Origin of the sequence: Microbacterium sp. 4R-513 (assembly GCF_011046485.1) — a bacterium.
Lineage (GTDB): Bacteria > Actinomycetota > Actinomycetes > Actinomycetales > Microbacteriaceae > Microbacterium.
In genome coordinates this window covers 2,247,493-2,269,927 of record NZ_CP049256.1, presented here as the reverse complement: position 1 = coordinate 2,269,927, position 22,435 = coordinate 2,247,493, and the positions used below count along the sequence as shown (strand labels likewise).

Here is a 22,435-nt window from a genome sequence, read left to right as displayed (position 1 = left end):
GCTCGACGCGCACCCGCGGTTTCCAGGTCCGCGCGTCGTTCGGATCGGGGACTTCTCCAGGCCGACCGATTCCGAAGCACGGTGACGAAGCCGACGGTGAGTCCGGCCAAAACAGACCCCAAACATCCCCGCCACGACGAATGTCGTACCACTCAAGTGGCGCGATATTCCGCCGTTCCCAGTTGGCTGTTGCCGGCCCTCGCCGGGCTCGAATACGACCCACGGCTGCTACCGCCGAGATCCGTGGTCCCCAGTCGCTGTGGCCGACACACCACCATAGACTGCCAGCATGAAAGCAAGGCTGGTCGACGAGCGGGATGCCCTCTGGGAGGCAAACGCCGACGGCTTCCGTGTCAGCATCTTCCGCGCCGGGGAGCGCGTAGAAACCTTCGATCTTGACACGCCGAACGTCGTCGGTGCACTGGATTGGGCAAATGAGCTGCAGAATGACGAGGCGTTCGAGCTCTTCGCGAAAGTTTCCGACCCGAGCGGCGGGGTTGGTCTAGTCTTGCTCCTCTCCCGCCGCCCGGGCGCGACCGCCCACTAAGGAGCGATAAAAACGACCTGGGAGATGTCGGACCCCACCTTTTGTCCGGTGGGAGAAGTGATTTCCACTGTGCTCGAGCCCTGGTAGTGTCCAGTCGATCCGGCGCCCGGGGTGCCTGACTGGGGAGTGTAGAACGTGTTCCACACCCCGTTGACCTGCACGATGCGCGACTCAGTGCTTGAGCGGATCGCGTACCAATTGATCCCGTTAGAGGTGTCCCCGCTGTAGGCGGCGCTATCGAACATGAGGGCGCCCCGCACGCGGATAGTCACCTGCAGAGGAAAAGCGCCCGTGCCCAGGCAAGAGACGCGTGTCTTGTAGATCACGCCACCGGCACCCGATGAGATGTGGGGATTTTGTGCGTCAGGCGTACATGTCACTGTGTACCCGGCGGCCGCGATCGTCACTCCGCCTGAGGGTTGTGGTGCCACACCAGCCAATACCGGAGCCGGATCACCGGTCGGGATCTGAGAGCCAACCTGGCTGACGTGCTGCTGCACAGGGTCGGCCGGGTCGCTCTTTCCCGCGGCAGAGGCCGGTACGGCTGCCAACACGCTCCCCAAGATGAATGCGCCAGTCAGCGCCGCCACACCAACCCGGCTACGGATTCTGCGGATCTTCAAAGAGATTCCTTTCGTTGCGGTGGTGCGTCGTTGCACCGCCGCTCGCGACGCTAGCAACATCACGCACGCTGCGATGTCGGCCGATTGGGGGACGGCTAGCTCAGCGCAGGGCCGCGACGGCGCGGCGGATCGCCTCGCGGTCGGGCTTGCCCGAGGGCAGCGTCGCGAGCTCGTCGACGAGCACGAGCCGCGCGGGCCGTGCGTGCGGACCGATCTCGTCGGCGACGGCCGCCCGCGCCTCCTCGAGCTGCACGGATTCGCTGCGCCGCAGGGCTTCGCCTCGGGTGGCGACGACGACGGATGCCTCGCCCCACTTGTCATCCGGAACGCCGATGACGACGGCGCCGGAAAGACCCGGGACGGATCGCACGATCCGCTCGACGCGGTCGAGCGACACGTTGATCCCCCCGGTGACGATGACGTTGTCGATGCGGCCGCGCACCCGCAGGACTCCGTCCTCGATGAGGCCGGCATCGCCCGTGCGATACCAGCGCCGTCCCACGCCGTCGCGGAGGAACACGGCATCCGTCAGCTCCGGCTCGCCGAGGTACCCGTCCGCGAGGGTCGGACCCGACAGCTGCACCTCGCCGTCGACCAGCCGCACCCCCACCCCGTCGAGGGGCCGACCGTCGTACACGCACCCGCCGCTCGTCTCGGTCGAGCCGTACGTGCGGACGATGCGCGCACCGAGCGCCTGAGCGCGCTCGAGGAGGACCGGGGGAAGCGCCTGACCCCCGACGAGGATCGTCTCGAACGAGCGCAGCGCCGTCGCGACGCCGGAATCCTCGTCGGCCGCGTCGAGGAGTCGCGCGAGCTGGGCCGGCACGAGCGACGTGTACGTGGGCACGCGGATGCCGCCTTCGCTCGACGCCATGGTGAGCGCGGCGGCCGCGAAGGCCTGCGGCGTGAACGATCCGCTGAGGATCGCCGGCTCGCGGTCGGCCACGATGGCGCGGACGAGCACCTGCAGCCCCGCGACATAGCTCGCCGGGAGGGCCAGCAGCCAGGCGCCCTCGCCGATGCGGGCAGCGGTCGCGAGGGCGCTCGCGGTGAGCGCGTCGCGGCTCAGGACGACGCTCTTGGGGACGCCGGTCGAGCCGGAGGTCGTGACGACCACGGCTGTCCCGGCGCGGACGGACTCGGGCATCGCCCGCACCATGCCGAGCCCCAGAGCGGGACCGGCGCCGTGGATCGCGGAGCGGAGGGCCCGGAGGATCTCACGCGGATCGTCGCCGACGACGGGTTCGAGTCTCATGCCGTGCCGGAGCTCCTCGCGATGCCGCGCGCGAGCGACGACGCGCGGAGGAACAGGCGGCATGCGCCGCGGTGGAGAGGTGCGATCGCCATGGCCGAGCTCAGTACTGCCAAGGGTATGGCGCCCAGTCGGGGTCGCGCTTCTCGAGGAACGCGTCACGCCCCTCGACCGCCTCGTCGGTGCCGTACGCGAGCCGCGTCGCCTCGCCCGCGAACACCTGCTGGCCGACGAGCCCGTCGTCGACGGCGTTGAACGCGAACTTGAGCATGCGGATCGCCGTGGGCGACTTGGTCAGGATCGTCCGGGCCATCGAGAGCGCCTCGGCCTCGAGCCGGTCGTGCGGCACGACGCGGTTGACGGCGCCCATCTCGTACGCGCGCTGAGCCGAATACTCCTCGGCGAGGAAGAACACCTCGCGCGCGAACTTCTGCCCGATCTGCCGGGCGAAGTACGCCGAGCCGTAGCCGGCGTCGAACGAGCCGACGTCGGCGTCGGTCTGCTTGAAGCGCCCGTGCTCGGCGCTCGCGATCGTGAGGTCGCACACGACATGCAGCGAGTGCCCTCCGCCGGCCGCCCACCCGGGGACCACCGCGATGACGACCTTGGGCATGAACCGGATCAGCCGCTGCACCTCGAGGATGTGCAGGCGCCCGGTGCGCGACGCATCCACTCCCCCGGTCCTTGGGCTTCCCCCACCGGTCCCTGACCCTCCACCCCCGGTCCCTGAGCTCGTCGAAGGGTCGTCGTCGGCGTACTGGTAGCCGTCGCGGCCGCGGATCCGCTGGTCCCCGCCGGAGCAGAACGCCCAGCCGCCGTCCTTCGGGCTGGGGCCGTTGCCCGTCAGGAGCACGACACCGATGCGCGGGTCCTGCCGCGCCGTGTCGAGCGCCCGGTACAGCTCGTCCACGGTGTGCGGGCGGAAGGCGTTGCGCACCTCCGGCCGGTCGAACGCGATGCGCGCGATCCGGCCGTCGGTCGAGATGTGCGCCGTGATGTCGGTGTATGCCTCGGAGCCGGGCGCGGCCCTCCACGCACCCTCGTCGAACAGCTCCGAGACGCTCATGCCGTTCCGTTCTTGGCGTCGCGCCACGCGAGCCAGCGGTCGACGACGTCGTAGTCGTAGTCCGGGCCGCCGAACCCGAGCGTGAAGAGCCGCACGCCGGCGTCGAACATCTCGTCCGCCGCGGCGGCGTCCCGCCGCTGCAGCTCGTTCGAGATGACGATGTGCGAGGTGTCGTGCCCGTCGCGCTCGCCCCAGCGCTCGATGACCGACACCTTGTGCTCGAGCTGCTCGGCGGACGCGAAGCTGTGCCACACGTCGGCGTACCGCGCGACGAGCCGCAGCGTCTTCTGCTCACCGCTCCCGCCGATGAGGATCGGGATGCGGCGGGTCGGCGGCGGGTTGAGCTTGTCCCACCGCTGCGTGATGCGCTCGAGGCCCTGGGCGAGGTCGTTCAGGCGCGTGCCGGGCGTGCCGAACTCGTAGCCGTAATCCTCGTAGTCCCGGCGGAACCAGCCCGCACCCGTCCCGAAGATGAACCGGCCGACGTCGCCGCCCTTCGCCGAGATGTGGTCGACGGTGCGCGCCATGTCGGCCTGAAGGTCGGCGTTGCGATAGCTGTTGCAGTTGACGAGGGCGCCGAACTCGACGCGTTCGGTCTGCTCCGCCCACGCGCCGAGCATCGTCCACGATTCGAAGTGGGGGCCGTCGGGTTCGCCCGACAGCGGGAAGAAGTGGTCCCAGTTGAACAGGATGTCGACGCCGGCGTCTTCCAGCCGCAGCACGGCGTCGCGCAGCTGCGCGTACGACACATGCTGGGGCTGGAGCTGCACGCCGAGTCGGACGGGCGTGTCGAGGAGCATGCCGCCAGCCTAGGACGCGAAAGGGATGCCGCGACCCGGCGCCGCGGCATCCCTCCCGTCCGTTTCGACTCAGCGTGCGCGGCGCGCCTTCAGGAAGGCATCGATCGAGTCCCAGACCGCGATTCCGGCGAAGAGGAAGCCGAGGACGACGTTCAGGATGCCGTCGACGACCGCGCCGTCGTCCGTGATGACGGCCGGGAAGAAGTCCGGGTTGATGAAGAGCCCCCGCGAGATCAGCCACAGGGCCGGCAGCGCGATCGCGACGTTCAGGACGAGGTTGAGGTAGGCGAGCCCCGTCGTCCAGCGGCCCCTCGCGTATACGGCGATCGAGAGCGCGGCCTCGGCCGCCATGAGCACGAACAAGCCCGTGATCCACCACGGCCAGAGCGCCGGGTCGAGGAACGGCATCGTCTGGCCGCCCCCGATGGGCCAGCCGACGAAGTGATCCCACAGCACGGCCCCCGCCGCGATGGCCAGGAAGACGAGCGACCCGATCAGGTCGCTGAACTTCGCTCCGGATGCCTTCGGCTCCGGCAGCTTCTCGGGAGTCCATGGACTCGGGTCCATCGTCTCGTGGCCCGTGCGCTCGAGGATCACGAAGACGAGCGTCACCCAGAACGCGACGTGCACGATCACCGAGATCACGACGCCGATGACCGCGCCGATGATCTCGCCCAGGGTGGCCCCCGCGATGGTCTGCGCGACCGCGACGCCGAACGCGGCGCACGCCGGGACGATCGCGAGGAGGAGCTTGAGGAGCCGCCACCAGTCCAGGAAGTAGCGCGGACCGACGAGCCAGAGGGGTCGCTCGAGGTAGCCCGCTGCCAGCTTGTCCGGGTCGCCGAGCTCGACGAGCACGGCGCGTTCGGCGGCGTCCTGCGGCTCGCCGGCATCGATGCGCGCGTCGATCTGGTCGCGGATGGATGCCCGCAGCTCGGCGGAGAGATCGTCGCGCTGCTTCTCGGGGACGCTGCGCATCGCAGCGTCGACGTAGCGGTCGGTGAGGGTGGCGTTCATGGTCAGTCCTTCTCGGGGAGGGCCGCGATCGCGGCGGAGATGGCGCGGAAGTCGTCGGTGAGGGTGGCGGCGAGTCGGTCGCCGGCGGCGCTCGTGCGGTAGAACTTGCGCGGCCGCGCCTCGTCGGTGTTCCACTCGCTCACGAGGTGGCCCTGCTTCTCGAGGCGGCGCAGGAGCGGATAGAGCGTGTTGGCATCGGTGTCGAACCCCCGGGCCTCGAGCTCTTCCAGGAGCCCGTAGCCGTAGCCAGGGGTGGTCAGCAGCCGCAGGCACGCGAGCACGACCGTGCCCCGCCGCAGCTCCTGCAGGTGGGTCTCGAGCGCCTCGTTCTCGGTCATGAGTGACACTGTACTGTGTGTCACACACTATAGGCAAGCGCACAGTGATGTGCCGCGGCCGGGGGTCGACCCTTCGACGGCCCCGGCGACCGGGGCGGGGACGGCGCGGGGGTGCGAGAGGATGGGCGCGTGACCGACGCCGCTCCTGTCCCCCCGCTTCCCGAGATCCTCGCCTCCGCGCGCGTGGTGTCGCTCCCCCTCGCCAGCCGCTTCCGAGGCGTCGACGTGCGGGAGGCGGTGCTCTTCGAGGGGCCCGAGGGCTGGACCGAGTTCTCCCCCTTCGTCGAGTACGGCGACGCCGAGGCCGCGACGTGGCTCGCGGCGGCGCTCGATTTCGGATGGATGCCGCAGCCTGCGCCAGTTCGGAACGAGGTGCACGTCAACGCCACGGTGCCGGCGGTGGCCGCGGCATCCGTCCCCTCCGTCCTCGCCCGATACGACGGATGCCGGACCGCCAAGGTCAAGGTCGCCGAGGCCGGGCAGACCCTCGCCGACGACGTCGCGCGCGTCCGCGCGGTCCGCGAGGCGATGGGACCGGAGGGTCGCGTGCGCCTCGATGCCAACGGCGCATGGAACCTCGACGAGGCTGAGCACGCCATCCACGCCCTCGCCGAGTTCGACCTGGAATACGTCGAGCAGCCGTGCGCCAGCGTCGACGAGCTCGTCGAGCTCCGCCGCCGTGTGAAGTACATGGGCGTCCCGATCGCCGCCGACGAGAGCGTGCGCAAGGCCGACGACCCCCTGGCGGTCGCACGAGCCGGTGCGGCCGATCTGCTGGTCGTGAAGGCGCAGCCGCTCGGCGGAGTCCGGCGAGCGCTCGAGATCGTGGAGGCCGCCGGGCTTCCGGCGGTCGTCTCGAGCGCCCTCGACACCTCCGTGGGACTGGGGATGGGCGTGGCCCTGGCCGCCGCGCTCCCCCACCTCGACTTCGACTGCGGCCTGGGGACCGCTTCGCTGTTCACGACGGATGTCGCATCCCCCACGCTCGCCCCGCGGGCCGGCGTGCTTCCGGTCGGCCGCGTCATCCCGGATCCCGCCCTGCTCGACGAGAACGCGGCATCCGCCGACCGACGCGACTGGTGGCTTGCGCGAGTGACGCGCTGCCACGCGCTGCTCGAGGCCGGTCGCGCCTAGGGAAGGTCGATGACGAGCGTCGCGGCGCGCGCGATGTCTTCGTTCGTGCGCCGGCAGAGCTCTTCGTAGTCGACCCCGGCCATCGTGCCGCGCACGGTGGAGCTGTCCCAGATGGTGATGAGGATGCGGGCCGCCTCGGCGGCCGGCACGCGCAGGCGGAGACCCTTCGTGCGCTCGATGTCGGCGACGATCTGCGTGACGCTGCGGTGGAGCTCGTCGTCCCACACGAGATATGCGGCGGCCAGCTGCGGGTCGCGCAGCGCGCGGATGCGGATCTCGCTCAGCAGCAGCACGCCGAGCCGGTCGTCACCGGTGACATCGAGCACGCGCTGCACGATGTCGAGCGCGCTCTCGGCGCTCACCTCGAGCGAGCCCTCGCTCTCGAGCTCGGCCACCCTCTCCTGCACCGCAGCGAGCCGCTCGTGCGTGACGCGGCGCGCGAGCTCGAGGAAGAGCTCGTCCTTCGAGTCGAAGTTCGAGTAGAACGCCCCGCGCGTGAAGCCCGCGCGTTCGCAGACGGCTTCGACGGATGCCGCGTCCAGCCCGACCTCGGCGAACACCTCGGCCGCGGCATCCAGCAGTCGCTGTCTCGTCGCGTCGCGTCGACGGGTCGGAACCACATCGGTCAATGCGTCCTCCTCGCCTCGATTTTCACACCTCGCGTTCAGCCTTGCGACCGGCGATCACTTTACGATACATCTATGTATCGGATACAGCGACGTATCGGTTCTTCCGCACGTCGCTCGCACTGAGCTTCCGCGGCATCACGAAATCCACCCGGAGGGTCCGTGTCCACACTTCTCTACGCGCTCGGCCGCTGGTCGTACCGGCACCCCTGGCGCGTCCTCGTGACGTGGCTGCTGCTCCTGGGCATCGCCGGAGGCAGCGCGGGCCTGTTCATGCAGGGCACCGACAACTCCTTCACGATCCCGGGCACCGAGGCCCAGGCCGGGCTCGAGCAGCTCAGCCGCTCGTTCCCCCAGGCAAGCGGAACCAGTGCGCAGCTCGTCGTGGTCGCAGCCGACGGCGGCAAGATCGACCAGGACCCGTACGCGAGCGAGATCGCGGACACGATCGACCAGCTCGACGATCTCGACGGCATCCTGGCCGTCACCGACCCGTTCGACGAGATGGTGTCGGGACTCGTCTCGGACGACGACAGCGCTGCCATCATCCGTCTGCAGTTCGACGGGCAGTCGACCGACGTGACGCCCGAGACGAAAGCCGACCTGCACGACATCAGCGCGCAGCTCGAAGAGTCCCTCCCGGCCGGGTCGCAGGTCGCGATCGGCGGCGACCTGTTCTCGCAGTCGATCCCGACGATCTCGATCATCGAGGCCGTGGGCGTGCTCATCGCGCTGTTCGTGCTGATCGTGACGTTCCGCTCGTTCGCCGTCGCGTGGTTCCCGCTCATCAGCGCGCTCATCGGCGTCGGCCTCGCGATCGCGCTCATCTTCGTCGCGACGGCGTTCGCCACGATCTCGGCCACCACCCCTCTGCTCGCGATCATGCTGGGCCTCGCGGTCGGCATCGACTACGCCCTCTTCATCGTCGCGAGACACCAGGACCAGGTGCGCGGGGGCATCGCACCCGAGGAGTCCGCCGCCCGCGCGACCGGCACCGCCGGCTCGGCCGTCGTTTTCGCGGGCGTCACGGTGCTCATCGCGCTCATCGGCCTGGCCTTCGCGAACATCCCCTTCCTCACGACGATGGGGATCGCGGCATCGGTGGCGGTCGCGATCGCCGTGCTCGTCGCGATCACGCTGACCCCGGCTCTTCTCGGCTTCGCGAAGGGCCGCGTCGTCGGCTGGAAGCGCCGGGCCCGGCGAGCGCCGCGGTCGAGCCGAAGCGCCGCCGAGGCGCCGGTGGAGACGAGGACGAGCGCCGAGGCGGAGGCCACGCCCCGGACCCGCGCGGCGGAGGCAACGCGCAGGCGCGGCTTCGCCGACCGGTGGGTCACGGGCGTGACGCGGCATCCCATCGTCACGACCGTCGCAGTCGTCGTGGGACTCGGCGTGCTCGCGATCCCCGCCGCGAGCCTCGCCCTGGCGCTGCCGAACGCGGGCATGCAGCCCGAGTCGAGCGAGGCGCGGCAGGCGTACGACCTCACGTCCGAGCACTTCGGTCCGGGCTTCAACGGTCCCCTGATCCTCACCGGGACGATAGTGACCTCGACCGACCCGCTCGGACTCATGAAGGACCTCGGCGAGGAGGTCGAAAACATCCCGGGTGTCGCGACCGTCGCGCTCGCGACCCCCAACCAGACGGCCGACACCGGCATCGTGCAGCTCGTGCCCACGACCGCTCCCGACGACCCCGCGACGGCCGAGCTCGTCCGCGAGCTGCGCTCGCACCACGACGAGTGGCTCGACGAGTACGGCGTCGACCTCAAGGTCACCGGCTTCACCGCGGTCGCGATCGACATCTCGGACCGCCTGGGTGCGGCGCTCCTCCCCTTCGGGATCTTCGTCGTGGGGCTCTCGCTCGTGCTCCTGACGATCGTCTTCCGCTCCATCTGGGTCCCCATCAAGGCCGCTCTCGGTTACCTGCTGTCGGTGCTCGCGGCGTTCGGCGTCGTCGCACTCGTGTTCGAGCACGGCGTCGGAGCCGACCTGCTGCACGTCGCCAAGACGGGCCCCGTCATCAGCTTCATGCCGATCATCCTCATGGGCGTGCTGTTCGGCCTCGCGATGGACTACGAGGTGTTCCTCGTCTCGCGCATGCGCGAGGACTACGTCCACAAGCGGCGCGCGAACGGCGGCGTCGATGACAGGGCGACCGCCGTCGGAGCGATCCGCTCCGGCTTCACCGCGTCCGCCCGTGTCGTGACGGCCGCGGCGATCATCATGTTCGCCGTGTTCGCCGCGTTCATCCCCGAGGGCGACACCGCCATCAAGCCGATCGCGCTCGGGCTCGCCGCCGGCATCGCGATCGACGCCTTCGTCGTCCGCATGACGCTCGTGCCGGCCGTCATGGCCCTCATGGGCGACAAGGCATGGTGGATGCCTCGCTGGCTCGACCGCGTGCTCCCCCACTTCGACATCGAGGGCGAGGCGGTCGAGCGCGAACTCGCGCTGGCCGAGTGGCCCGGTCCGGATTCCACGGCGGTGGTCGTCGCGGAGGACCTCGAGGTCGCCGACGAGGGCCGCGCGCTCGTGCGGGGCGTGTCGCTGAGCGTCGAGCCCGGCGAATCGCTCGTCGTGACGGGCGACCCCGTCGCCGCGAGCGCGGTGCTCCTCGCCCTGTCCGGGCGCCTCGCCGCCACGGGCGGACGCCTCCGCGTCGCAGGCCACCTCCTCCCCGAGCGCGCCGCCTGGGTGCGCGCGCACGTCGGCGTCGCGCTCCTGCACGCGTCGGCCGATCCGCTCGACGAGCTCCGGGACGCCCTCCGCGGGCGCACCTCGCTGGCCGTCATCGACGGCGCCGATGCGCTCACCGAGCCGCAGAGGTGGGAGGCCGCACGGATGCTGCGCGATGCGTCGCCCGTGACCCTGGTCGTCTCGGCTGCCGACGCCGCGAGCGCGCAGGCGCTGCTCATCGGGGCGGGCCGCGCAGAGGCATCCGTCCTCGATCTCGACAACACTCGAACGTCCGCTCTCTCGTCTGCAGAGGTGATGGCATGACCCTCCACATCGAACGCGCACGCTCGCGCCGCCCCGTCACGTGGCTGACCCTCATCGGGGTGCTGCTGCTCCCGGTGGTGATCGGCGGCATCCTGGTCGCATCGCTCTACAACCCGGCCGAGCGCCTCGACTCAATCACGGCGGCGATCGTGAACGAGGACGAGCCCGTCACCATCAACGACCAGACCGTGCCGCTGGGGCGCCAGCTCACGGCCGGCCTCGTGGAAGGCTCGGACGATCTGGACAGCAACCTGAACTGGACGCTCTCGAACGCCGACGACGCGGCCGACGGACTCGCCGACGGCACCTACGACGCGATCGTGACGATCCCGTCGAACTTCTCGGCTGCCGCGACCTCCACGCAGCCCGGTGAGACGCCCGAGCAGGCGACGATCCAGGTGCAGACCCCGCCCGACTCGCTCGTGGTCGACGACGCCATCACGGCGCAGGTGACGCAGGCGGCGGCGAGCCTCATGGGCCAGCAGCTGTCGCAGGTCTACCTCGAGAACGTCTTCCTCGGCTTCACGACGCTCGGCGACAAGCTGGGCGACGCGGCGACGGGCGCTCAGCAGCTCGCCGACGGCGCGCATCAGGCCGCCGACGGGGCTGCGCAGCTGCCGGGTGGGGCGACGCAGCTCGCGGACGGCGCCGGGTCGCTCTCGACGGGTGCGACGTCGCTCGCGGGCGGCCTCGACCAGATCGCGGCGGGGATCGGCGGAGCCGCGGGCGGCGCCACCGACCTCGCGAACGGGCTCGATCAGGCAGCGGCCGGCGTGCAGAACCAGCAGCTGAAGGATGCCGCGAACGCCTCGGCGTCATATGCCAAGACCGCGGCGGACCAGACCGCGGCGCTGGCGCTGACGCTGGGCAATCCGGATGAGAGCAAACCCGGACTCGCGCAGCAGCTCGGCGCCTTGGCCCAGCAGTGCCTCGCGTCCGGTGCCAACCCGGCGTACTGCCAACAGCTCGGCGGGGTCTCCGCCGCCCTCGGCACCGCGGCGCAGGCGGCCGGCGATGCGGCGACGAGCGCCGGCTACGCGAGCGGCTACGCCGCCCCGACCGCCTCGGGGATCACCAGCCTGATGGACCAGACGAGCGCCGGTGTCTCCAGCGCGGCGGACGGCGCCCGCGGCCTCGCCGACGGTCTCGGCAAGCTGCAGTCGGGCACGGTCCAGTCGGCCGATGGTGCCCGCCAGCTCGCCTCCGGTGCCTCGCAGCTGTCGGACGGTGGCAGCCAGCTCGCCACGGGCTCGCAGAGCCTCGCAGACGGCGTGGCGCAGCTCGCGACGGGCACCGACTCGCTCGCCGACGGCCTGACGACGGCCGTCGAGCAGATTCCGACCTACTCCGATTCGGAGGCGTCGAGCCTCGCCGATGTCGTGGCGGACCCTGTCGCGGCGAAGGGCAACGGCACGAGCCTGTTCGGGGCATCCGCGATCCCGCTCCTCGCCACCGCGGCGCTCTGGTTCGGGGGCCTCGCCACCTTCGTCGCACTGCAGGCGGTCACCCGGCGCACTCTCGCGTCCCGACGGCCGTCGGCCGTGCTCGCGCTGCGCGCACTGCTCCCGGCCGCCGCGCTCGGCGCCCTGCAGGGCCTGCTCGTCGCGGGGGTCGTGCAGCTCGCGGCCTCGTACGGCTGGGCCGAGTGGTCGGTGTTCGCCGCCCTCTGCATCGCGGCGGGTGTCGCCTTCGCGGCCGTCAACCAGGCGCTCGTGGCCGTCTTCGGGGGCGCGGGGCGCTGGATCGCCGCGCTCATCGGCGCCCTCGCCGTCGCGACCGGAATCGTCTCGACCGTTCCCCCGGTGATCGCCTCGATCGCCTCGCTCCTTCCCACGGCGCCCGCCTACAACGCGATGGTCTCGGCCCTCACCTCCACGTCCGGGGTGACCGCCGCACTCGTCGGGCTGATCGTGTGGGCGCTCCTCGCGTTCGTCGCGACGGTCCTCGCGGTGGCGCGGCGCCGGACGGTCTCGGCGCGGGCGCTGGTCGAGGCATCCGTCGCCACCGCCTGAGCAGGAAAAGGCCCGCTCATCCGTCGCCGCACGGGGCGAGGGGCAATGCGTCGCACCCGGGACGGATGAGCGGGCGGCCGCCCGTCGGCGGCCCGGCCGTCGGGTTCGGCCAAGCGCCATCCGTCAGCGGTCGTCGTTGACGATCGTCACGACACCCCCGGACCGCTGCAGATTCACGGCCGGGTTCGGCTGGAGCCGCACGACGAACGATTCGTCGGGCTCGATGACCGCGTCGCCCTTGATCGTGAAGGTGATCGTCGCGGTGGTCTGTCCGGGTGCAAAGGTGACGGTCATGACGGTCGGGGCGGTGTAGTCGCTGCCAGCGGTCGCCGACGCTCCGGTGAGGGCGCCCTCGATGACGTAGCTGAGAGTCAGCGATCCCTCCGACGACGAGCGGGTCACGGTGAGCGACACGGTCTTCGTCGTGCCTGCGGCGCCCTCGGTGACCGAGGCATCCGTGATCGAGACGGTCGGGGCGGGTGGCGGCGCGCCGGCATACTTCGCCTCGTCGGTCTTCAGCCGATAGTCGGCGACCGAGACGACCGTGCCGGTCCCCAGGCCGAAGACGCCCTGTCTGCCGTCGGCCAGCTGCGAGTTGTAGATGACGGATGCCAGCACCGAGCCGTTCAGCGTCACCGTGACGACCGTCGCCTTGAGGACGATGTTGAGCACGTAGTCGGTGCCCGCCACGAGGGTGCGCGCGATGGCCAGGTCGATGATGCGGCTGTTGCCGGAGACGTGCCCCACGATGACCCGCTGGCCGGCGACATCCAGGGCGACGAACTTGTGGTCCTTCGCCGAGTACCAGTCGAACACGAAGCCCGTCGTTCCCATCGCCCGGAAGGTCGACTCGAGCTCGACGTAGGCCATGGGATCGAACTGCGGCACGGAGCCCGCGGGGGTTGCGTTGGGAGAGCCGAAGCCGATGAGCGTGGCCCCCATGCCGTTCGCGGCGGTGACCTCGAGACGCCCGGTGCGCGTCACGGTGGAGGTTCCCGACTGGTCGGCGGTGATCGCGGTACCGCTGCCCTCGAAGTAGTCGACGCGGTCGATGGTGATGGCCGGTGAGATCACGGTGAGCGTGATGTTGTCGAAGAGGCCGTGCGCCTGGTCCGATCCGAAGCCCACCATGCCGCGGTTGAGCGCCACCTGCTCGCCGCCGAGCGTCCGGGGGGCGAAGGTATAGGTCAGGGCGTTCTTTCCGTCGATGGTCACCGTCACGACGAGGCCGTTGACGACCACATTGAGGTTGTAGAAGGTCCCGGCCTTGATGCCGCCGGGAACGCTGCCCTGCGCCAGTGCGGCCCAGCCCCAGCTCGCGCGGTAGCCGATCACGACCTTGTTGGTCGACTGGTCGATCCCGGCGAACTTGAAGTCCATCGGGCCGAAGTAGTCGAAGATCACGTAGGCGTTGGCCTTCCAGCCCGACGTCGGCTTGTCCATCGAGATCTTCGCCGCAAGCTCGTAGTAGACGGTCTGGTACGCATCGCTGTGCCACACCGCGACCGCGTCGCCGGTGTTGCTGGCCGCCGCGACCTGGAGCATGCCCTGCGAGACCGTGAAGACACCCGAGTCCGCGAGGAAGCCGCCGTTGGTCCCGTCGTTGAAGTCCACGCCGCGAAGCGTGTCGCGCCGGCCGCCCGGGATGTTCCCGGCCTGCGGGTCGGTCGGGCCGCCGGTCTGCGTCTGCCAGTAGCCGTGGTCGGACTGGCGGATGAGGCCGAGCTCGCCGAAGGGCTCGCCGTTGCGGGCGGGGTCGCTGCCCTCGTCGCTCGCTCGGGTGAGGTCGACGCCCTGGCTGCGGCTGAGCGCGTACAGGAACTCGGGCAGCTGGGGCTCGTTCTGGCGGCTGACCGTCGCGATACCGAAGGGCGCGAACGGCACGATGTAGCTGTTGAACTCGCCCACCCAGTCGATGAGGCGGTCGCCGCCGGTGTTGCCGATCAGGATGTCGAGGCCCGCGCCGCCGTACACGCGGTCCTGGAAGCTCGAGTTGACGCCGTCGGGCACGTCGTTGAGCCAGGTGTCGCCCGCGAGGGTGCACGTTCCATTGGGCTGGGCGGTGATGCACCCCGAGTGCAGGTTGTCATCGGCGTTCTGGAGGTCGTTGCCCCAGCCGCCCCACAGCGTGTCCTGACCGGTGCCGCCGACGAGCCAGTCGTTGCCGAGGTCGCCGAAGATCACGTCGTTGCCGTCGGAGGCCTGGGTCGTGGTGGTCGCCGTGCAGTTGCCCTGGTTGTCCACGGCGATGCACGCCGTCACGTAGTTGCCCTTCAGGTCCTCGTTGTTGAGGAAGAACTGGTTCGGGAACTGGGCGATGTTCGAGCTGCCCGTGCAGGTGTGTCCGCTCGGCGACCACGAGGTGCAGCCCCAGGTCTTGCCGGAGGCATCGAAGCGGATCTCGCGGCGCGGGTCGTACTCGTCGTACAGGAGGAACTCGCCGAGCCGCGTCTCGTTGTGGTGGTTCGCGTGCCACGGGTTGGTGTCGGCGCCGAAGTGGAGCACGTCGCCGGGGTTCCACGGGTGGGCGAAGTCGATGTACTCGAGCCCGATCGGGTTTCCGGCGGCGTCGAAGTGCTGCGCGAACCCGCCGCCTGTGTAGTCGGCCTGGCCGGCGCCGATCGCCTCGCCGCCGCTGATCGCGTCGTCGCCTGCGCCGCCGTGGATCCAGTCGCTGCCGAGGCCGCCGAAAATGATGTCGTCGGAGTTGTTGGCGTCGTACAGCGGCTGGTTCACGACTTTGTTGAGGCCGGCATTCACGTCGGGGCCGAGGTTGTAGACCGTGAGATCGACCGACTTCAGCAGCGCGCCACCCACGTTGATGGTCGCTGTCTGCACCTGGCCGGGCGTGTAGATGAACTCGTTGAGGACGTTGCCCTGGCTGGTCTTCGTGTCGGGATCGGTCGGCAGGAGCGCCAGGATGCCGAACAGCCGCTCGCTGTAGCACGCGTTGCCGGAGTCGGCCGTGCTGTTGTTGCCCGTGCAGGCCACCCCAGCGGCCGTCACACCCGTCGAGCTGTTGCGGCTCGTGAAGATGCGGCCGTCGTCGCCGAGGATGCCGTCGTCGCCGGTGCCGCCGGAGATCCAGTCGTTGCCCCAGCCGCCGATGATGTCGTCGTTCTGGGCGTCGCCGTAGATGACGTCGTGGTCGGCTCCGCCGTACACGGTGTCGTCGCCGGTCTCGCCGTGCACCTCGTCGCGGCCGCCCGTCTGCCACGGCGTCGTGCCGCCGAGGAACGACGTGTTGCGCCACGCACCCGTGTCGGTGTTGAGGACGAACGAGCAGATCGGCTGCGTGGGCGAGCCGTTGCAGTCGGCGCCCGGGCCGCCCAGGCCGAAGTTCTGCGGCAGGTAGTCGGGGCCGCCCACCGTGTAGTCGAGGAGCGTGACGCCGCGGACGATGAGGCGCTGGGTTCCCGGCGTCCCGTACGTGTCGTACACGAAGGTGACATAGGGGGTGCTGTTCGCGACCGGGGCGACGCCGACCTGGCCCGCGACGGCCGTGCCGCCGTCGATGTGGTTGATCCCGACGATCCGGATGATGCGGCCGTTGTCGCCGACGATGGTGTCCGCGTCGCGGGCGTCGAGGTCGGCGGTGACCGTCGACGTCAGTGCCGTCTGACCGGTGACCGTGCCGACGGTGGCCGAGCCGTCCGTTCCGAAGCTCTGGTCGTTGATGCCCGCACGCTGGCCCGAGCCGCCGAAGATGATGTCGGCGCCGCGGTCGTGGCCCGGCTGGTAGTTGTAGGCCGGGTTGACGAGTCCGTCGGGACGCTGGTCGACACTCACGAGGCTGAAGAAGTCGCTCGAGCCGCCGACGATGTCGTCCTGGCCGAGGCCGCCGAAGATGACGTCGTTGCCCGCGTTGCCCTCGAGGTAGTCCTGGCCGTCGGTCGGGAGCTCGGTCGCGGGCACGATCACGAGGAGGCCGGTGTAGTCGCAGGTCATCGCTCCGACGGCACCGGTGCAGCCGGCGGGTGTGCGGGAGGCGCCGACGTGGAACGTGGCCGTCGTGGGGTTGATGGTCGTCGTCGTCGGGAACGTCGGGTGCTGGTCGATCCAGCGGGCGTACGCGCGGTCGATGTCGCCATCGCCCTGGATCACGTCGTCGCCCAGCTGGCCGAAGACGAGGTCGTTCGCCTGACCGCCGGCGAGGTAGTCGTTGCCCCACGTGCCGGCCCACTTCGTGCCGGTGTCGGATGCGAGGTCGTGATACAGGTTCACGACGTCGTACTCGGCCCACCACGGTGCGCCGTCGGGGTCGCGGAACGGCTGTGCGACACCGTCGACGAGAAGGACGCCCGAGTTGTTCTCGGTCGGGACCGGCGCGCCGTTGCAGAGGTTCGCGAGGTTCGCGGCTCCCTGAGTCATGTCGCTGCGGCTGTAGAGGAGCGTTCCGCAGAGCGCCTGGAAGCGGCCGTTCGTCCAGTCGCCCGGAGTGCGGCTGAACCACACCGAGTCGCCGAAGACGATGTCGTCGGCCTCATCGCCGTCGGCCATGTCGTTGCCGGCTCCGCCGATGAGCACATCGCGACCCAGGCCGCCGAAGATGACGTCGTCGCCGCCCTTGTCGAGGTTGACGCTGCGGATCGCGATGATCGTCGAGAGCGCAGTCGTCTGGATCTTCTGCAGGCGGGTGTCGGGCTCGTTCGGGTCGGCGACGTTCTGGTCGATGGCGCCGTGGTCGCCGAAGACGATGTCGTCGTAGGCGGTGTCGGGCGCGGCACCTGCGTTGACCGTGAAGGCGCCGAGTCCGAGGCCCTGCGCACCCTCGCCGTAGAGCAGGTCGGAGCCGGCCACGAGCAGGTCGTCGACGATGCCCGGGATGCCGCCGGCCACGGGGATGATCGTGGTGCCGTTCGAGATGACGCCGGCGCCGGTGACCGACGGGCGCGGGCTGCGGTTGGTCGTGGCGATGTCGAGGGCGCGCGTCAGGATGTCGACGTTGACGCCCGAGTCGCCGTAGATCGCGTCGACGCCGCGCTGGCCGCGGATCTCGTCGTCGCCCGAACCGCCGGCGAGGTGATCGCCCGCCTGGCTTCCGATGAGAAGGTCGTCGCCGAGTCCGCCGTAGGCCGTGATGCCGACCGTGGGCAGGCTGCCCGGCGCGAGCTCGGCGAACAGGCCCGAGGCATCGATGATGTCGTTGCCGCTGTAGTCGTAGGGGTTCGCCAGGCCGAAGACCCACTCGTCGTCCTCGTTCTCGGCATCCGGGATGTGCGTGAACGGATCGAACGGCTTCGGGCCGAACTCCATGCCGAGGTTGTCGCCCGGGTGGCCGGAGTACCAGATGCCGTCCTGCGACGTGTCGCCGTAGACGACGAGCGGCGAGTTCGGGCCGGCCGTGTGGGACTGGTCGCACGTCACCGGGTCGTTGACGAGACCGTCGGTGTCCGCGGCGATCTTGAAGAGGAGACCGGATGCCGCGCGGTTGCACACCGTGATGATGTCGCCGCCGATCATGATGCCGCTGGACTGGCGGAACTCGTCCCAGGCGGTGAGGGTCAGCGTGACGGCATCCCAGACCGCGACGCCTGCCGCGTTCAGGTGCATGCTCGGCGCCCACGCGGTGTTCGCGAAGAAGATCTCGTTGCCGGTCTGCGAGAAGCCGGAGATCGTGAAGGATCCCGCGAACCCGCTCACGTGCACCTGCATGCCGACCTTGTAGCCCGCCGCCTTCCAGCTGCCGCCATCCGTGCGGACGATGCTCGACGTCTTGACGTAGACGGGGGTCGTGACCTCGACCTTGACCGGCTGCGCGACACGCACGTCGGTGAGGAGGTTGGAGCCGGCCGGGAGGGCGACGGGCGCGGGAGTCCACTGCAGGTCGGGCCCGCTGAGGATCATCACGGAGCCCTTGCCGCAGCCGGGGAACGAGTCGGCGTACGGGCACGGGGCGTCCTCGAAGCCGAGGATCGTGCGCGTGAAGTTCTCGCCGACGAGCTGGACGTGCTGGTACGCGTGCAGGTACGGGTCGCCCGCGTAGTATCCGCTGCCCGGGAGGAGGCCGTTGAAGGCCCAGTTGAGTCCGTCACGGCGGGTGAGCTTGATGCCTCCGCCGGCGGTCGCGGTGCGGTCCATCTGGAAGACGGTCTGGATCGGCGCGTTGCCGCCGCCGTGGACCGTGGTCAGGCCGCCGTGCGGTCCGGGGACGAAGACCGACGGCGTTCCGGTGACGGATGCCGCGATCTTGTCGCCGCGCTGCAGGGTGAGGGTCCTGCCGTCGGCCGAGATCCCCATGAGGCGCCACTTGCCGCTGAGCCCGTCGATCATGACCAGCTGACCGACGACGAACCCGTCTGCCGCCCAGCTGCCGGTCGCGCGGGTGACGGTGCCTCCATCGGTTCCGATGGGCGTGATCGTGATCGTGCCGGTCGGGTTGCCGGCCGCGACGCCGCCCTTGACGACGATGTCGGCCGCGGTGATCGTGCGCTGCGCCGTTCCGGTCACGGGCGAACCTGAGACGAGCACGAGGTACACGATCGTGTTCTCCGTCGTGTCTTCAGGGTGGTCGTCGCCGAAGCCGACGATCTTGTACGTCGCACCCCCGGTCACCGTGATCGTCTGGCCGACGAGGAAGCCCTGCGCCTTCCAGTCGAACGGCGTCGGGCGGGTGAGCCGGTGCGTCGAGCCGAAGGGCCCGGCTGCGGCGGTGAGCGTGACGGTGCCGACGAGCTTGACCGGCACATCGGGCTGCAGCGTGCCCTGGATGTCGAGGCGGTCGTTGCCGGAGCCGAGGAAGAGGTTGACGACCTCGATGGTGCTCACGGCGCTGTCGGCCTGGTACTGGCCGTCGACGAACGAGATGGATCCGAAGCTGATGCCGCCGGGGAAGATCTGCGGCTCGCCGAACGTCTCGTTCTGCGTCCCGCCGTAGGAGGCGCCGAAGTCGAGGTCCTTGGCCATGCCCAGACCGCGGATGGTCGTCGACGTCATGACGCCCCAGTTGTTCGCCACACTCCCGTCGCCGTAGATGTTCAGGATGTCGATCTGCTTCGACTCGGGCGCCTGCGCGGCGATGCCGAAGAGCGGTCCGTCCTGCTCGCCCGGAAGCTTCAGCCCCAGCTCGAGCGACCGGTCGGTTCCCGTCACGCCGCCCTCGACGGCCAGCGGGCCGCGCAGGCGGGTGAGCAGGTGCTGCGAGGCCGGGAACGTCTTGACGCCCTGGCGGACGATCGGCTGGTAGTAGCCCAGATCCGCCCGCAGCTCGACGAGCTGGTCGGTCATCCAGTTGCCGGTCGTGAAGGTCGCCTGGGCCGCGATGCGCGTCACGGTGAAGCTCGAGCCCACGAGGGTCGCGAAGTCGTCGTACGACACCGGGCGGAACTCGAGCTGCTCGTCGTGCGTCGCGTTCGTGCCGCGGATGTTCTGGATCTTCGCGCGGACGCAGTGTCCGAAGCCGTCGCAGACCTCGACCCACTGGCCCTCGAGGAAGCCGTCGGCGAGCCAGCCGCCACCCGGCCGCGTGAGGCGGTAGTGACTCAGGAGGTCGTCGCCGGTGGCTGCGGCGATGCTCGCGCCCGCGCCGCTCCACAGGCCCTGACGCGTCAGGACGTTGATCGAGGTGCCGGTGACGGCCGAGCCGGAGCAGGCGAGCGGCGTGGAGACGGTGAAGCTCTTTCCGTCGAGCGCGATGCTCTGCACCGTGTAGGTGCCCGTGCACGCGGCGAACTGGATGCGCTGGCCGATCGCGAGACCGTCGTCGAGGAAGCTGCCCGTGTCGCTGCCGTTCGCGCGCGTGATGGTGCTTCCGCTGAAGAGCAGGTTGCCCAGGAAGACGCGGGACGGGATGTCGCCGCCGATCTTGACGTACTGGCTCGGGGTGACGGCGACTCCGCCGATGGACACGACGTCGACGAGCCCGTCCGGCGTGATGACGACGTGCACGTCGCCCGTCGGAGTGGTCGTCAGGCGGATGGTGTAGCCGTCGGTGAGGCCGGGCGTGGTGCACGCCGTGTTGCCGCACTTCACGACGACGGTGTCGGTGCCGGTCGGGATCGTGACGACCTGGGCCGTCTCGTCGTCGTACACGAGCACGTCGGCGCGCTGGTCGCCCGAGCGGAGGTTCGGGAACTTGTAGGCGGTCGTGATCGTGCCGGCCTGCCCGAACGAGATGACGGCGGTCGTCGGGTCGCCCGGGTCCGGGTTGTTGCGCGCCTGCACCGTGAGGCGCACCGGGGTGTTCCAGTTGGAGTGGTCGAACGTCAGCTCGTAGTGCGTGCCGCCGTCGGCGTCGTGGACGAGCGTCCAGCGGCTGCCGAGTCCCGGGTCCTTGATCTGCAGGAGACGCTGCGAGTCGGCATCCATCGAGATCTTGACCGTCACCACGAGGCCGCAGGCGGGGTTCGCCACCGGGCACGGGTCCTTCGCGAGCTGCACGAGCAGGTCGTCGGTGCGCTGCGTGGTCGAGGAGCCCTCGATGACGACGCCGCGGTCGTCGAGGGTCGTCGTGCCGGGCTCGACGTGCGTCACATAGACGCCCGGGGTGTCGTTGTCGTAGACCTTGACGTTCACCTGCCGCACGAGTGCGCCGTTGAACGAGGCATCCTGCGAGATGACGGAGTGCTGCACCACGACGTTGCGGTCGCCCTCGGAGCGCTCGTCGTCGACGGCGCGGACGTACACCCGTTGCGGCGAGTTCCAGTTGCCGTCGGTGAAGGTGAGGACGACGGCGCGCCCGGCCGCGTCGACGACGACCCCGTTGCGGATGTAGTGGCGCTGGAACTGCGCGATCGTCGAGCACTCCCCGGCGACGACGGGGCCGGTGGCGACGCAGAGCCAGATGGTGTCGCCGAGACCGTCGGTCAGGCCGAATCCGGTCGGGTTGTGCAGCGCGCCGCTCGCCTCTTCGGACGGCGAGGGGGCGGCCGAGACCGTGACGTAGACGTTCGACGTCGGCTTGTGGCTGAGCTCGACCGTGTAGAAGGCGGTCTCCTTGATCGGCCCGGTCGTCGTGCCCTCGCGGACGCTCGTCGTCGTGCCCTGCTCCTTGATGACCACGACCCCCTGGTCCGGCGTGGCCAGGTTGTAGGGCACGCCGTCGACGACCGTGCCGTTGTAGCGCGGGTCGTCGGAGAGCACGATGTGGTCGACCGCACCCGAGATGCCCTCGAGCTCGCGCGTGACGATGTCGGACGTGACGTCGCCGGCGACCGAGATCTGATCCGAGCCGAGGCCGCCGATCACGCGGTATGCGACGCCGTACGCGGTGGAGAGGACGAAGAACTGGTCGTCGCCTTCGAGCCCGTCGACCTCGAGGATCTCGATCGTCGTGTACTTGACGTTGAGTCCGGCGCCGTAGATCGCCTTGTCGGTGATGACGAAGTCGTCGGCGAACTCGGTGCCGAGCACGACCATCTTGTCGAAACCCGTGCCGCCGTCGACGTTGACCGGTGCGTTGACGTTGTACTGCACTTCGTCTTCGCCGCCACCGGCACGGATGTCGAGCGGACGGCTCGTCGAGAAGCCGAGGCCGATCACCGGCACCGCCACGCCGTTCGCGTCGAGCGGGATGACGTCATCGAGCCACATCGTGTTGTCGAGGTCGACGTTGCTGCCCGGGAGGTGGTTGAAGGTGATGTGCGCGTCGGCGTTGTTGCAGACGCCGTCGCCGTTCCGGTCGTACCGCGTGTAGCCCGAGATGCCCTGATACGTCCCGATGACGCAGGAGCCGAACGGCGTGGTCGTCGGGAAGACCCCGCCGGCTGGGCGGAAGTCGACGTCGGTCAGGCCGCAGCCGGCGACGCTGTCCGCGTTCGTGTCGCAGACCGCCGCGACGGCGAAGGCCCGGACGATGAACAGGTCGTTGTCGTCGTCGCCGTTGAGCTGGACCTCGGCCTGGTTGGAGTAGACGACGAACTTGTCGTTGCCGGTGCCGCCGGTGGCCAGCAGCGGCGCGTGGGTGCCCGGGCTCAGCCAGCCGCGGGTCGTGGGAACGAGGGCCGGGAACGTGTCGGCGGAGAGCAGAGCGCCTCCGTCGGGTGCGGGCTGGCTGTCTCGCTGCGTGCCGAAGATCTGGCCGAT

12 protein-coding genes (1 of these 12 cut by a window edge) are annotated in these 22,435 nt (G+C 69.9%); 4 read left to right on the top strand and 8 right to left on the bottom strand.

Features of this window, described 5'->3' with window-relative positions:
- Positions 1 to 289 precede the first annotated feature (289 nt).
- Complete coding sequence (locus tag G5T42_RS09785; RefSeq protein WP_165128100.1) at positions 290 to 547, top strand: hypothetical protein; 258 nt, start codon at positions 290 to 292, stop codon at positions 545 to 547.
- Here G5T42_RS09785 and G5T42_RS09780 read toward each other — a convergent pair.
- The 6 genes from G5T42_RS09780 to G5T42_RS09755 form a co-directional block, all read right to left on the bottom strand.
- The gene (locus G5T42_RS09780) at positions 544 to 1,206 is read right to left on the bottom strand and encodes a hypothetical protein (protein ID WP_165128098.1); all 663 of its coding nucleotides are present in this window, start codon (positions 1,204 to 1,206) and stop codon (positions 544 to 546) included. The genes G5T42_RS09785 and G5T42_RS09780 overlap by 4 nt on opposite strands.
- Positions 1,207 to 1,270: 64 nt before the next feature.
- Positions 1,271 to 2,425 (bottom strand): AMP-binding protein, encoded by a 1,155-nt coding sequence (locus G5T42_RS09775; RefSeq protein ID WP_165128096.1) that lies wholly within the window; start codon positions 2,423 to 2,425, stop codon positions 1,271 to 1,273.
- 100 nt (positions 2,426 to 2,525) lie between these two features.
- Positions 2,526 to 3,488 (bottom strand): 1,4-dihydroxy-2-naphthoyl-CoA synthase, encoded by a 963-nt coding sequence (locus tag G5T42_RS09770; RefSeq protein WP_165128094.1) that lies wholly within the window; start codon positions 3,486 to 3,488, stop codon positions 2,526 to 2,528.
- Complete coding sequence (locus tag G5T42_RS09765; protein WP_165128092.1) at positions 3,485 to 4,288, bottom strand: LLM class F420-dependent oxidoreductase; 804 nt, start codon at positions 4,286 to 4,288, stop codon at positions 3,485 to 3,487. The genes G5T42_RS09770 and G5T42_RS09765 overlap by 4 nt, the downstream gene beginning before the upstream one ends.
- Positions 4,289 to 4,357: 69 nt before the next feature.
- A complete protein-coding gene (locus G5T42_RS09760; RefSeq protein WP_165128090.1) occupies positions 4,358 to 5,305 on the bottom strand; it encodes a permease prefix domain 1-containing protein in 948 nt (315 codons plus the stop codon).
- A gap of 2 nt (positions 5,306 to 5,307) precedes the next feature.
- Positions 5,308 to 5,643: a helix-turn-helix transcriptional regulator gene (locus G5T42_RS09755; RefSeq protein ID WP_165128088.1), complete on the bottom strand. Its 336-nt coding sequence runs from the start codon at positions 5,641 to 5,643 to the stop codon at positions 5,308 to 5,310.
- A gap of 129 nt (positions 5,644 to 5,772) precedes the next feature.
- Between G5T42_RS09755 and G5T42_RS09750 the strand changes: the two genes are divergently transcribed.
- Positions 5,773 to 6,777 (top strand): o-succinylbenzoate synthase, encoded by a 1,005-nt coding sequence (locus G5T42_RS09750; protein ID WP_165128086.1) that lies wholly within the window; start codon positions 5,773 to 5,775, stop codon positions 6,775 to 6,777.
- Here G5T42_RS09750 and G5T42_RS09745 read toward each other — a convergent pair.
- Positions 6,774 to 7,397, bottom strand: coding sequence for a TetR/AcrR family transcriptional regulator (locus G5T42_RS09745; RefSeq protein ID WP_165130180.1), 624 nt, complete (start codon positions 7,395 to 7,397; stop codon positions 6,774 to 6,776). The two genes, G5T42_RS09750 and G5T42_RS09745, sit on opposite strands and share 4 nt — an antisense overlap.
- Before the next feature lie 168 nt (positions 7,398 to 7,565).
- Here G5T42_RS09745 and G5T42_RS09740 point away from each other — a divergent pair, with 168 nt between their 5' ends.
- Together G5T42_RS09740 and G5T42_RS09735 are read left to right on the top strand one after the other, a co-directional pair.
- Positions 7,566 to 10,400 (top strand): MMPL family transporter, encoded by a 2,835-nt coding sequence (locus tag G5T42_RS09740; protein ID WP_165128084.1) that lies wholly within the window; start codon positions 7,566 to 7,568, stop codon positions 10,398 to 10,400.
- A complete protein-coding gene (locus tag G5T42_RS09735) occupies positions 10,397 to 12,412 on the top strand; it encodes a YhgE/Pip family protein (protein ID WP_165128082.1) in 2,016 nt (671 codons plus the stop codon). Before G5T42_RS09740 ends, G5T42_RS09735 begins: the two co-directional genes overlap by 4 nt.
- A 123-nt stretch (positions 12,413 to 12,535) precedes the next feature.
- On the opposite strand, the gene G5T42_RS09730 is transcribed toward G5T42_RS09735, so the two are convergent.
- Positions 12,536 to 22,435, bottom strand: the end of a protein-coding gene (locus tag G5T42_RS09730) for a Calx-beta domain-containing protein (protein ID WP_165128080.1). 18,867 nt of this gene lie beyond the right edge of the window; only the last 9,900 of its 28,767 coding nucleotides appear in the window; the start codon falls outside the window, past its right edge; the stop codon is at positions 12,536 to 12,538.

Coding starts and splice junctions, on each gene's coding strand:
- G5T42_RS09760 (WP_165128090.1), bottom strand. CDS start 5,305: ATGAACGCCACCCTCACCGACCGCTACGTCGACGCTGCGATGCGCAGC.
- G5T42_RS09735 (WP_165128082.1), top strand. CDS start 10,397: ATGACCCTCCACATCGAACGCGCACGCTCGCGCCGCCCCGTCACGTGG.
- G5T42_RS09775 (WP_165128096.1), bottom strand. CDS start 2,425: ATGAGACTCGAACCCGTCGTCGGCGACGATCCGCGTGAGATCCTCCGG.
- G5T42_RS09785 (WP_165128100.1), top strand. CDS start 290: ATGAAAGCAAGGCTGGTCGACGAGCGGGATGCCCTCTGGGAGGCAAAC.
- G5T42_RS09770 (WP_165128094.1), bottom strand. CDS start 3,488: ATGAGCGTCTCGGAGCTGTTCGACGAGGGTGCGTGGAGGGCCGCGCCC.
- G5T42_RS09765 (WP_165128092.1), bottom strand. CDS start 4,288: ATGCTCCTCGACACGCCCGTCCGACTCGGCGTGCAGCTCCAGCCCCAG.
- G5T42_RS09755 (WP_165128088.1), bottom strand. CDS start 5,643: ATGACCGAGAACGAGGCGCTCGAGACCCACCTGCAGGAGCTGCGGCGG.